Genomic DNA, 12,713 nt, shown 5'->3' on the forward strand with positions numbered 1-12,713 from the left:
AGAAAACATCGTAGAAATACGGTGTTTTTTGTTGCCCCAAACCCTACAATTTCATACATAACCACAGGTTAGTACAAATACCTTGCGTGATTTTTTTGAAAGGCTTAGAAAGGCAATTTTGCCCGATTTTCGCCCCGAAAAATGACAGAAACAAGGCTCTGAGTATCTTTCCTGTGGTTTTTTTATTTTCAGACGGAAAGGAGGATTGATATGCCGAGAATGAGTAAGAAACGGAAACAAGATTGGGCATTGTTTCTGAACGAAAGAAATCGCATTACCTACAACGAACTTTGCAGAAAATGCAGTAATGACTGCAAGCAGAGTTTCCGTTGTATCGTGGTGCTTTGCCCTAAGTATTTATCGAAAAGGAGAACGAAGAAAAATGAAGCAAATGGAAAATGAAATGAATGTAAATGTCCCTCTCGAAGTTATTAAGGCAAGTGAGATTGAGCCGAAGGAAGTGAAATGGCTGTGGTATCCGTATATTCCGTACGGCAAGGTTACGCTGTTGCAGGGCGATCCGGGCGATGGAAAAAGCAAGTTAATGCTGTCAATCGCCGCACTGCTCTCTAAGGGCGAACCTCTGCCTTTTACTGAAACGGAAGAAAATGAGCCTATGACTATCATCTATCAGACAACGGAAGATGATGCAGACGATACGGTAGTACCCCGATTTAACTCTGCCGGTGGGAACGGAGAAAACCTTATCTTCATCAAGGAAGATGAAAAGTCTTTATCCTTTGGAGATAACCGTATTGCTGAAGCAATCGAAAAGTATCACGCAAAACTTTTAATTCTTGACCCGATGAGTTCCTATATCGGAGAGAACTGTTCAATGAACAATGCCAACGAAACAAGGGCAGAGTTTAATCACTTGATTGCAGTTGCAAAAAATACTGGCTGTGCCATCGTGATTATCGCCCATATGAACAAGATGAGAGATATAAATCCTCTTTATCGCACCAACGGTTCGATTGATATTGCGGGTGCTGCAAGAAGTATTCTTGCAATCACACGCACACCGAACAAAGAAGCACCAGCGGAACGATATATGGTGCAAGTGAAATCTAACCTTGCCCCGACAGGCTCGGCAATTCTTTTTGAGGTGGCAGAAAAGGGAGTGGACTTTATCTCTGAAATGGAAATGACAGCAGAAGAAGCGTTCCAATCCCTCGCACCCAAAATGGGCAGACCGAACGAAAAGGAAATCAAGGCGAAAGAATTTCTTTTGGAAATGCTGAAAGACGGAGAAATGCTTTCTTCGGATTGCGAAGAAAGACTTGAAGCCGCTGGGTTCAAAAAATCGACCATCAAAAAGGCAAAGAAGAAAGCAGGAGTTATCTCCCGAAAACAAGGCTTTCTGTGGTACTGGTCTTTGCCGATGGGCGATATACCGAGAGAATAAAAGCAGGCTGTCTGATGGCGGGACAGTCTGTTTTTATGATGGAGGTATCAAAGGAGGTCAAGGGGGAACACCCTTGCCCACGACATCTTTGCAGACGAAGTCTGAAAGTGTCATAGTGGGTTACACACATTCAGAGAATGTTGTGTAATGGCTTCGCCCTGTCTGGAAAGGAGAGAAAAATGGCAAAAACCAATAAGGCGGATATGAGTTGTGCAAGGGTAAAACAGTACACCGCTTTTGATGTGAGCAAGGCGGAAAGGCACAATGAACGCAAGAATGAAACCTATGAAAATATGAATGTGATTACGGAACGCATAGCCCTTAATGTGCATTTCAAAAAACCGACTGTCCCAACCTATATGGAGCAGTTAAAGCAGATGGAAACAGACGGGTTAGTATCGCTTCGTGGACTGAGGAAAGACGCTACCCTTTTCAATGAGATTGTGATTGATGTGAATACGATGTACTTCGAACGTAACGGTGGTTATGAATATGCAAAGCAGTTTTATGAAGAAGCCTATCATTTCATCGAAGAAAAATTCGGTGCTGATAATGTTATATCGGCAGTAATGCACGCTGATGAAATCAATGTAGCCGCAACCGAGGAACTGGGAAAAGAGGTTTACCATTATCATCTTCACGCAATGGTTCTGCCTGTTGTGGAGAAAGAAATCTTATGGAGTAAGCGTTGTAAAAACCCCGAACTGCGAGGAACGGTCAAGGAAGTGGTTAATCAGATAAGCCATTCAAAGAAATGGAAATCGGATATTCCAATGACCGATGAAAAAGGAAATCCATTGTTAAAGAAGAACGGCAAGCCGATGTTTCGAGCTTCGTACAGCATACTGCAAGATGAACTGTTTAATTATATGACGGAACGAGGGTTCAAAGGCTTTTAGCGTGGCGAATACGGAAGTACAGCAGAGCATTTAACTTCCCTGCAATATCAAATCCAACAGGACAAAGAACGATTGGAGAAGTTGCAGAAGCGTATTCAAAAGGAACAGGTTAAATATGAGCCTGCCCGTCATATCTCAAAGACCTTAAACGAGATTGACGGTATGGGACAGAAAACCTTTACGGGCAAGATGGCAATATCCAAAGAGGACTACTCACAACTGACTGCCCTTGCAAAAGAGGGAATTACCAGTCGTGCGGAAATCAATAAGTTGGAGCAGAGTGCAAATTATTACCGACAGAAATATTTTGACAGTGCAAACGCATTGGAGAGAATGAAAACCAAATACAACGAACTGAAAGAAAAGTGCAGACCTTTTCTTGAAGCGTTGGAGCATTTCCCCGAAGTTGCTAAACTTTTTACCGAAAAAGTGAAGCAACTTTTTTCTTTTAAGGAAGCACAGGAACGAGCCGAAAAAGAAGCGAGGGAAAAAGAAAGACAAGAGCGTATTAAGGCACGAAGAAACAAGCGTGGTATGGAAAGATAACCATTTCCATTATACTCACGACTTAATGACTTCTTGATATGTTCCGATGAAACAGGCTGTATTTGTGGGGTGTTCCAAACGGAATGCCCCACAGTCAATTTATGAAAAGGAGAAACGGACTATATGAAAGAAAACACTTTATCTTATACAACGCGAATAGGCAAAACAACTTTTATTGTCAATGTGAAGCAATCGGAAAGTGCGAAGAAGCCTTTGAATACGGTGTTTCAAGAAATATGCCGACACGAGATGTTAGGCGTTTTTTCAGCAGATAAATATTTGAATTTAGAAAACTTACAAAAATCATCTTGACAAACTCGTTCCCGAAGGTGCGAAGCATATTTTTTGACTGATTGATCGTAACCCGGATCAGCCATGCCCGGATATGCATTTCATCGTTAAAATCCACGGCACCTGAATGATAGCGTAGAAATGTTTCCTGAACAACATCTTCGGCATCCTCCCGGTTCTGACAAATGGAAAATGCAATGCGGAACAGATTGTCCTGATACATTTGTATAACAGTTTGTGTTGGTAATCGCATAGTCACATCCTCTTTTCTTGTGTTAAAAGGCCTTTCAATAATAACACAATTCATCCGGTTTAAAGGTTACAAAAATACAAATTATACTTGCATAAAATTTGTATTGTTTTATCATTTGATAGTGTAGGTATGAAATGACAGAAAGAGAGAAAAGATAAAATGGTAAAATGTTTGTTAGTTGGCGTTGGAGGCGGCATAGGTGCAATTCTTCGATATTTGATTGGTTTAATACCGGTGGGAGCACAAAACAACTTTCCGATAAAAACATTATTGATTAATGTAATAGGAGCATTTGTTATTGGCTTAATTTCTGTGTCGGCAGAAAAGTATCAGGTATCACCACTTCTGGTTTTGACATTAAAGACGGGAGTGTGTGGTGGATTTACGACGTTTTCTACATTTGCGTTGGAAACAGATCAATTAATACAGAGCGGGAATTACGGATTTGCGATACTTTATATAGGATTAAGTGTGATATTAAGTGTTGCTGCGGTGTTTGCTGCACAAATACTTATGAAGTAACGATGAAACGATGAAGATTTATGGGAATAGAGGGCTGACGATATGGATAAGAGAGAGCAATATATAGATAAACAGATTATAGAGCAAATAATGGAACTGCGAAAGCAGCTCCACCGGATCCCGGAGCATTCCATGCAGGAAGTAAAGACAAAACAGTTGCTGATGGATTTCTTAAAATCGCATACAGCATTAGAGATCGTAGATTGTGGGGCGTGGTTTTATGCGGTGAAAAGAGCAGATGATCGGGTAACCACAGAAAATGATAAAACATTCCATGTGAGTGAAGTGGCTGCGGAAATACCAGAGCAAATGGAGGAGTATAAGCAGCCGATTGCATTCCGGGCAGATATGGATGCGGTATGTGGCAAAGATGGAAAGCCGGGGCATTTCTGTGGACATGATGGACACAGCAGTGTGCTATGTGGACTTGGCTTGTATCTGGACAGCAGAAAAGATCCGTTGGCACAGGATGTATATCTGATCTTCCAGCCGGCAGAGGAGATTGGAAAGGGTGCAGAGCTTTGCAGAAGCCTGATCAAAGAAAAGCATATCGGAGAAATCTATGGCTTTCATAATATACCGGGGAAGCCGCTTGGAACGGTACTTGTGAAGGATGGAACATTTGCATGTGCTTCAACGGGCTTAGAGATCCACATGACAGGAACGCCGAGCCACGCAGCATATCCGGAAGCTGGCAGAAATCCCGGATATGCACTTGCCGGACTTCTGCTTCAGATTGAAGAACTGACAAAGCAGTTTAATGAGACGAAGGGATTTGTCCGCATGACTTTGATCGGGATGAAACTTGGAAGTGAGAACTACGGTGTAGCGGCATCGGACGGGTATCTGAGACTTACCGTTCGAAGCGAAGGTGAACAGGTATTTCGTGAGTATCTGGCAGAGATCCGTAAGCTGGCAGAGGTTATGGCACAGAAGGAAGCTCTGGAACTTTCGATAAAGGAGATTGAACGGTTTCCATCTACGGATAATCATGCGGAACAGGTGCAGAAGATCCGGGCATGTGCGGCTTCTCACCAGATTCCATATATAGAGCTGCCTGAGCCGATGCACTGGTCGGAGGACTTTGGCTGGTACTTGCAGGAGACAAAGGGCGCATTTTTCGGCATTGGTGATGGAGAGGATTATGCCCAGCTTCATACAGAGCATTTCGAATTTCCCGATTCCATACTTGAAACCGCAGTTACTATGTTTGCCGGGTTGTGTGTTGACATAAAAGAGGGGGAATGTTAATATAATATCAAAAGATGCTACCGATAGACGGTTAGCCTTGATAATGTTTTGGTCACAAAAAGGACCGCTCACAGTTTACCGGGCTGGGCGGTTTTTTTGTGCCTATTTATTGCTCTTAGAACCAACGGTATAACCAAGAGCAAAGCAAGTAATGCATAAGCTGATAATGGCTATAAAAAGCTCCGTTGTAAGCATAAGCACCGACCTCCTCAACAGATTTCCATAAATGGATTTCTATGTAAACACAGGCTATAACTCCTGTGGAGAAGACTGACCGCCTACCGAATAGGGTAGCACCGTGATTATTATATCAAACAAATGTTCTGCATGCAACTTTAAATAATTATAAATGTTCACTTGTCAGATAACACAAATCTGGTATATAATGAAAAAAGAGCAGAGAGGTTCGACGATGTGCGAATTCTCTGTTTTTTTTACTTTATAGGAAAGTACGCCCTATTCATAAGTTTATTGTTGATGATTGAGGGATGGAAAATATGCCTTTAATAATTATTTTAAGCCCAATGTGGCTGAAAGGAGAACATAATGAACAGACCAATGAGAAGGCAAAAATGTGAAGTTACAGATCCGGTGAAGATCGAGCAGATCATAAAGAAAGCAGGCGTGGTTCATCTTGGGATGGTGGATGAAGGAAAGGCATACATTGTTCCATTGCATTATGGATATATTTATAAGGATGGAGGACTTACGTTATATATGCATGGCGCAACGGAAGGACGCAAATATGACGTGATCGCAGCTAATCCAAATGTATTTATCGAGATTGATACAGATATGGTACTGACCAGTGGTGGTGAAGTTCCATGTGAATATGGGGCATATTATGCTTGCGTGATGGGTGAAGGAACTGCCAGCATTCTGACCGATGTTGATGAGAAGGTTATGGGACTGGAGCTTATAATGAAGAGTCAGCTGGGAAGAGATTTTATCATTACAGAACCAATGACAAAATTGGTGAATGTGATCAAGGTTGTTGTTCCGGAATTATCGGTAAAAATGAACCAAGAAAAATAAATAGTTGGCAGTAGTTGAATGATGTAAGAGACAGAGATTAGGAAATTTAGGAGAATCCAAAATGGAAGCGAATCGTATCGAAGAAAAAATATATAAATATGGTGCGGATATCCTGGCATCAGAGGGTATGCAGAAAGAAAAAACATTTGTGCAGCATGGTTCAATAACTTGTTACGATCATTCTTTACGGGTGGCGGAGAAAAGTCTGGAGCTTGCAGAGAAATGTTCCGCATATATTGATGAACGGTCGCTGGTGCGTGGAGCACTGCTTCATGATTATTTCTTGTATGACTGGCATGAGAAGGATGGCGGACATCGGCTGCATGGTTTTTTTCATGCAGAACGAGCCTTGCATAATGCCAGACGGGATTTCAATTTGAACTTCATTGAGCGGGATATCATCCGAAAGCATATGTTCCCACTCAACATAACACCTCCAAAGTTCCGGGAGAGCTGGATCGTAACCTGGGCAGACAAGCTTTGTGCTGCTGAAGAAACTACCAGAGCCGTCCGACTTGCCTTTACAAAAACTGCCCGTGGCTGATCATAATACAGCATGCTATATATAGCTATAAATAACATTGCGCTCGATAAAAAAACAATATCATACACATTTTTATAAGCTGTTTGCAGCCCGATAAGTGTATGATGTTGTCTTTTTTTTATTACGTTTTTTGATAGAAATTATTGATTTATGTAAGTACATCCTATAAAATATAAAAGGTTTTGTAAAAAAACGAAGAATTATCACTGGAAATGTTGATATGAATTGACAAATAAATATGAGATTGTACCCAAAAACAGAGATGTAGACATATATATTTTTATGTAACAGACCTTTTTTACGCCGGTCCTTAGCAATCTGCTATTAGCAGAGAGCTTAGTACCGCTGCGTAAAAATAGAACGCAAGTGTTCTGTGAAATAAAGAATATATATGGATACATCTCGTTATGGAAGCATTTGTTGAGGAATGTCACGAGAGTTTTAGAAAAGCGAGGAAAAGGCAATGGGCGGATTTTTTGGCGTAGCATCAAAGCAGGATTGTGTATTTGACTTGTTCTTTGGTATTGACTACCATTCACATCTGGGAACAAGACGAGGTGGAATGGCAGTATATGGAAAAGACGGATTTAATCGTGCGATCCATAATATTGAGAATGCACCATTTCGGACAAAATTTGATAAGGATGTACAGGAAATGAGCGGTCATATGGGAATCGGATGTATCTCCGATTACGAACCGCAGCCATTGATCGTACGTTCGCATCATGGTACTTATGCACTTACAACAGTTAGTAAGATCAATAACACAGGTGAACTTACAAAGATGCTGTTCAAGAATGGACATTCCCATTTCTTAGAAATGAGTGGTGGGGACATCAATGCAACGGAGCTGATCGCGGCGCTGATCAATCAGAAGGAAAATCTGATCGAAGGAATCCAGTTTGCACTTGACTCTGTCGAGGGTTCGGTATCCATTCTGTTGATGAATCAGGCGGGAATCTATGCAGCCCGGGACAAATACGGCAGAACTCCGGTTGTCATCGGTAAGAAAGAAGATGCCTATTGCATCACCTTTGAGAATTTTGCATATAAAAATCTTGGCTATAAGGACTATAAGGAACTTGGACCGGGAGAGATCGCGGTAGTCACAGATAAGAACTGCATCACGCTTGTAAATCCGAATAAAGAAATGAAGATTTGTACCTTCTTATGGGTATATTACGGATATCCGTCTAGCTCCTACGAAGGCACCAGCGTAGAACAGATGCGTTATAACTGTGGCAAGGCGATGGCGAAGCGTGATAACGTAAAGCCGGATATTGTAGCCGGGGTACCGGATTCCGGTATTGCTCATGCAATCGGCTATGCAAATGAATCCGGAATCCCATTTTCCAGACCATTTATCAAATATACACCAACCTGGCCACGTTCCTTCATGCCAACGATCCAGAGTAAGAGAAATCTGATCGCTAAGATGAAGCTGTTAGCAGTGGATGAACTGATCCGTGATAAGAGCCTTCTGCTGATCGATGACTCGATCGTACGAGGAACCCAGCTTCGTGAAACAACTGAGTTCTTATATGAGAGTGGTGCGAAGGAAGTACATATCCGTCCGGCCTGCCCTCCGTTATTATACGGATGTAAATATCTGAATTTCTCCCGTTCATCATCAGAAATGGATCTGATTACCCGTCGTGTGATCGACCGTCTGGAGAATGGAAATGTAACCGATGAGGTGTTACAGGAGTATGCAGATCCGGAATCCGAGAAATACGAAGTAATGGTTGAGGAGATCCGTAAGGAACTGAACTTTACATCGTTGCGTTTCAATCGCTTGGACGATATGCTGGAATCCGTAGGAATCGATAAGTGCAAGCTGTGTACTTATTGTTGGGATGGTAAAGAATAGAGAAAAATCATTCAGAAAAAGTCAAAAAAATTTAAAATCACTCTTGACAACAAAAAAACAGAGTGCTAAATTAGCAGTTAACAAAGAGCAAATGCAACGAACAGAATACGATCATTAAAAAAGGAGTATTTCAGAGAGTCGTCGGGTGGTGTGAGACGGTGTATGTTTTTAGTGATTATCCTCTGCGAGCAGTGCGCTGAATTCCAGATATGGACATTAGGTGTCACCGGTTTTCTACCGTTACAAAGAAACTTATTTCTACAGTGTGAGCTTATGAGATGAGATTGAGTGGCCATTTTTTTCAAATGGCAAATAAAGTGGTAACGCGGAAGTTTAAAGGCTTTCGTCTTTATGGAATTACATGAAGACGAAAGCTTTTTTTAATTTATAGGAAAGGTCGTCCTATAAAAGATATGTTTTTGTATAAACTCTTTGTGAACATACTATAATCAAGTATCTGCCATATGGCGGAAGGAAGGAGAATGATATGAATAGTTTGGTAATTATTCTTATCGCAGTAGTAGTTTTAGGAGCTGGCTATCTGGGTTACGGAAGATGGCTTGCTAAGAAATGGGGCATAGATGCAAAGGCAAAGACCCCGGCCGTTGCAAATGAAGATGGAAAGGATTATGTACCATCATCAAAGCTTACAGTATTTGCACATCAGTTTTCATCCATCGCAGGTGCGGGACCTGTACAGGGACCAATCATTGCGGCAATGTTTGGATGGGTACCAGTTTTACTCTGGCTGCTTGTCGGAGGCGTATTCTTCGGTGCAGTACAGGATTTCGGTTCTCTGTATGCATCCGTTAAAAATGAGGGTAAGTCCATCGGACTTGTTATTGAGAAGTACATAGGCAAGGCAGGAAGAAGATTCTTCTCACTGTTCTGCTGGCTCTTTACACTTCTTGTTATTGCAGCTTTCACCTCTATGGTTTCATCAACATTTAACGGATTCACGACAGGTGCTGACGGAGCAGTAACAAAGAACTTTAACGGCGCAGCAGCCGCTACAGTATCTATGTTATTCATTGTTGTCGCTATGGTGCTCGGTGTTGTTATGAAGACCTGCAAGAATATGAAGGAGTGGGTGAAAGCAATCGTAGCTATCGTCCTCATCGTTGCAATGTTTGCAGTAGGTATGAAGCTTCCTTGGTACTTAAACGGTAACCAGTGGAACTACGTTATCATGGCATATCTGTTCCTTGCATCCGTACTTCCTATGTGGTTACTTATGCAGCCAAGAGATTACATGACAACATTCATGCTTGTTGGTATGTTGGTTGGAGCATTTGTCGGTGTTCTGGTTGGACATCCGAATATGGGACTGAACGCTTTCAATGGTTTCACAGTTGTATCGTCAACAGGTGCTAAGAGTTATCTGTTCCCAACACTGTTCGTAACGATCGCCTGTGGTGCGGTATCCGGTTTCCACAGCCTTGTTTCATCAGGTACATCTTCAAAGACGATCAGAAATGAAAAGGATATGTTATTTGTAGGTTATGGCGCAATGATCCTTGAAACACTCCTCGGTGTTATCTCACTGATCGTAGTCGGTGCAGTAGCAGTTGGAGGAAAAGCACCGGAAGGACTGACACCATTCCAGATCTTTTCACAGGGTATCGCAGGTTTCCTTGAGAAGTTCGGACTTCCAAATTCAGTCGCAAATGTATTCATGACCATGTGCGTGTCAGCGCTTGCTCTTACATCACTGGATTCCGTTGCACGTATCGGTCGTATGTCATTCCAGGAGCTGTTCATGGGAGATACTACAGATTCATCCCAGATGCCTGTATGGCAGAAGATCCTTACAAATAAGTATTTTGCTACAGTTATAACATTGTTCTTTGGTTACCTTCTCTGCAAGGGTGGATATTCAAATGTATGGCCACTCTTCGGATCAGCAAACCAGATGCTTGCAGCACTTGTACTGATCGGTGTAGCAGTATTCCTCAAGGCAACAAACAGAAAGCATGCAATGCTTTATCCACCAATGCTTATAATGCTTGCTGTAACATTTACAGCTATCGTTCTCAACGTAATCGGAAATATCCAGAAGTTCCAGGCCGGAACCGCTACATTCCTTGTTGAAGGACTTCAGCTCATTGTTGCAGTATTCCTTATCGTACTTGGTATCATTGTAGCAATTACATGTATCAGAAAACTTGTTCTTATGAAGCATGAGAAGACTGCTGAAAAGGAAGCATAAAATAATATTCAAATAAAAAACAATAAACGTAAAATAAATAATAATTCTAAATCGTAAAAATAATATTCATTGAAAAAACTGTGGCGTGGAAGATATACAGATATCCTCCCACCACAGTTTTTGCGTTATAGAGAGGTATATAATAAAAACAATATAATAAGGAAATTTTCTATATAATACTGGATAAACATTTTTTATACATAAGAGTTGTCTTTAAAATACCATGGAATTGACAATCTTTATCAAAACGCGTATGTTTAATTAAATGTTAGTTTATAACTGGATAAAATCAGTTCAAGATAAAAGCAAATAAATCGTCTATTTAAGCAGATAGTGTTTATAATAAAACATGGCACGGGAATATAGCGGTTATCAGTGTATTTAGCAGAAGCGTAGCGAGCATTTCGTAAATGAGGAACACACTAGCAGCGAATGCGGTGTGCTGTTTGAGCCCGAAGGGCGAGTTGCACAGAGAGCATGAGCGGATAAGCCGGTGTGACGAATAGAAAGCGGAGCGTATTTGCTAAATGCACTGGTAACCGCTATATAACCGGGGCATGTTTTATCACAAGAGTAGTGGTTAAATAGACGATTCAGCGAAAAAACAGGAGGTATGAAGATGAAGCTGGTAGTATGTTTTCCGGGAATCGGCTATCACTGCGACAAGCCACTGTTATATTATGGCAGGCGCGTAGCAGAATCCGTAGGATATAAAGAATATAAGAACGTAGAATATGTGAATCGGATCGGAAACGTCAAAGGCGATCCGGTAAAAATGCAGGCAGCATTTGAAGACCTGTACGGACAGACGGAGAAAATATTAAAAGATATAGATTTTTCCGGGTATGACAGCATTTTATTCTTATCAAAAAGTGTAGGAACGATCATTGCGACTACTTATGCAGAGCGGCATAAGATACCATGCAGGCATGTTCTGTATACTCCGCTTGAGGCGACATTTGACAATTGCGCATCTGATCTGTCGGGGAGAGCGATAGCATTTACAGGAACGGCAGATCCGTGGGTGGAGAGCACCGCTGCAATTACAGATCGGTGTCAAAAAGCAGGGATTCCGGTTCATGTGATAGAGAAAGCAAATCATTCCTTAGAGACTGCCAATGTATGGAAGAATCTGAAGAATCTGGAAGACATCATGAAGCTGACGGCAGAATTTATTAAATAATGTGTATTGTTTATTGTGATATATGCCACTGCCGCCTGTATAGCCTGCAGAATCATAGCGAGCATTTCGTAATGAGGAACACGCTGGCAGCGAATGCGGGTGCCTGTCTGAGCCCGAAGGGCGAGTTGCACAGGAGCATGAGCGGATAGGCGCGTGTGACGAGTAGAAAGCGTAGCGTATTCTGCAGGCTATACAGGCGGCAGTGGCATATATCACAATAAACATTTCATCTATAGACTGACAAAAAATATCTTGACTTTGAGCGAACTCCAAGTGCTATAGTAAGGAAAAATCAAATGAAGGATGGTGGCGCAGATGACGATCAAGGAAGTAAGTGAGAAATTTGGTATCTCACAGGATACCCTTCGGTATTATGAGCGTGTAGGACTGATTCCACCGGTTACAAGAACTCCGAGTGGAAACAGAGATTATCAGGAATCGGATCTTGGCTGGGTAGAAAATGCAGTTTGTATGCGGAATGCAGGCGTTCCGATCGAGGCATTGATTGAATATGTGAAACTGTATCAGATGGGAGATACGACGTTTGAAGCAAGACGGCAGCTATTGCAGGAGCAGTATGATGCATTACAGGAGCAGAAAGAACAGATCGAGGAGACCATGAAGCGGCTTGCCTATAAGGTATCGCGCTATGAGAAAGCGGTACAGACCGGCGTATTGTCATGGGATAAGGAGGATTGTTAGAAA

Annotated in this window: 13 protein-coding genes and 1 other annotated feature; of the genes, 12 read left to right on the forward strand and 1 reads right to left on the reverse strand. The window is 41.8% G+C overall.

The features are described 5' to 3' along the window. Nucleotides 1–210 precede the first annotated feature (210 nt). From DW959_RS03490 to DW959_RS14435, 4 genes are all read left to right on the forward strand, one after another. Nucleotides 211–402, forward strand: coding sequence for a hypothetical protein (locus DW959_RS03490; RefSeq protein WP_054325471.1), 192 nt, complete (start codon nucleotides 211–213; stop codon nucleotides 400–402). Beyond that, nucleotides 383–1,405 (forward strand): AAA family ATPase, encoded by a 1,023-nt coding sequence (locus DW959_RS03495; RefSeq protein ID WP_173783928.1) that lies wholly within the window; start codon nucleotides 383–385, stop codon nucleotides 1,403–1,405. Before DW959_RS03490 ends, DW959_RS03495 begins: the two co-directional genes overlap by 20 nt. A 179-nt stretch (nucleotides 1,406–1,584) precedes the next feature. Then, on the forward strand, nucleotides 1,585–2,304 hold the full coding sequence (locus DW959_RS14430; protein ID WP_243023324.1) for a plasmid recombination protein: 720 nt from the start codon (nucleotides 1,585–1,587) through the stop codon (nucleotides 2,302–2,304). A 72-nt stretch (nucleotides 2,305–2,376) separates the two neighbouring features. Next, nucleotides 2,377–2,850: a hypothetical protein gene (locus DW959_RS14435; RefSeq protein WP_243023325.1), complete on the forward strand. Its 474-nt coding sequence runs from the start codon at nucleotides 2,377–2,379 to the stop codon at nucleotides 2,848–2,850. 178 nt (nucleotides 2,851–3,028) lie between these two features. On the opposite strand, the gene DW959_RS14440 is transcribed toward DW959_RS14435, so the two are convergent. After that, on the reverse strand, nucleotides 3,029–3,394 hold the full coding sequence (locus tag DW959_RS14440) for an RNA polymerase sigma factor (protein WP_242996105.1): 366 nt from the start codon (nucleotides 3,392–3,394) through the stop codon (nucleotides 3,029–3,031). A gap of 159 nt (nucleotides 3,395–3,553) precedes the next feature. Between DW959_RS14440 and crcB the strand changes: the two genes are divergently transcribed. The 8 genes from crcB (at nucleotide 3,554) to DW959_RS03550 (ending at nucleotide 12,710) form a co-directional block, all read left to right on the forward strand. Continuing rightward, nucleotides 3,554–3,916, forward strand: coding sequence for a fluoride efflux transporter CrcB (crcB, locus tag DW959_RS03515; protein ID WP_117808299.1), 363 nt, complete (start codon nucleotides 3,554–3,556; stop codon nucleotides 3,914–3,916). Nucleotides 3,917–3,958: 42 nt separating this feature from the next. Then, complete coding sequence (locus tag DW959_RS03520) at nucleotides 3,959–5,167, forward strand: amidohydrolase (RefSeq protein WP_117808300.1); 1,209 nt, start codon at nucleotides 3,959–3,961, stop codon at nucleotides 5,165–5,167. Nucleotides 5,168–5,713: 546 nt separating this feature from the next. Then, nucleotides 5,714–6,202, forward strand: a complete 489-nt coding sequence (locus DW959_RS03525; RefSeq protein WP_226801057.1) for a pyridoxamine 5'-phosphate oxidase family protein — start codon at nucleotides 5,714–5,716, stop codon at nucleotides 6,200–6,202. Between the two features lie 61 nt (nucleotides 6,203–6,263). Continuing rightward, nucleotides 6,264–6,746, forward strand: a complete 483-nt coding sequence (locus DW959_RS03530; RefSeq protein WP_118483325.1) for an HD domain-containing protein — start codon at nucleotides 6,264–6,266, stop codon at nucleotides 6,744–6,746. A 463-nt stretch (nucleotides 6,747–7,209) separates the two neighbouring features. Next, the gene (locus DW959_RS03535; RefSeq protein WP_118483327.1) at nucleotides 7,210–8,616 is read left to right on the forward strand and encodes an amidophosphoribosyltransferase; all 1,407 of its coding nucleotides are present in this window, start codon (nucleotides 7,210–7,212) and stop codon (nucleotides 8,614–8,616) included. Nucleotides 8,617–8,703: 87 nt separating this feature from the next. Continuing rightward, nucleotides 8,704–8,970: a binding site (T-box leader), on the forward strand. A 133-nt stretch (nucleotides 8,971–9,103) separates the two neighbouring features. Then, the gene (locus DW959_RS03540; protein ID WP_118615402.1) at nucleotides 9,104–10,825 is read left to right on the forward strand and encodes a carbon starvation CstA family protein; all 1,722 of its coding nucleotides are present in this window, start codon (nucleotides 9,104–9,106) and stop codon (nucleotides 10,823–10,825) included. Nucleotides 10,826–11,444: 619 nt separating this feature from the next. Then, nucleotides 11,445–12,008 carry an alpha/beta hydrolase gene (locus DW959_RS03545; protein ID WP_118615404.1) on the forward strand — a complete coding sequence of 188 codons (564 nt, stop codon included), beginning with the start codon at nucleotides 11,445–11,447 and terminating at the stop codon, nucleotides 12,006–12,008. Between the two features lie 315 nt (nucleotides 12,009–12,323). Next, a complete protein-coding gene (locus DW959_RS03550; RefSeq protein WP_118483333.1) occupies nucleotides 12,324–12,710 on the forward strand; it encodes a MerR family transcriptional regulator in 387 nt (128 codons plus the stop codon). Nucleotides 12,711–12,713: the final 3 nt, after the last annotated feature.

Origin of the sequence: Clostridium sp. AM46-21 (assembly GCF_003480025.1) — a bacterium.
In the GTDB taxonomy this organism is placed as follows: Bacteria; Bacillota; Clostridia; order Lachnospirales; family Lachnospiraceae; genus Coprococcus; species Coprococcus ammoniilyticus.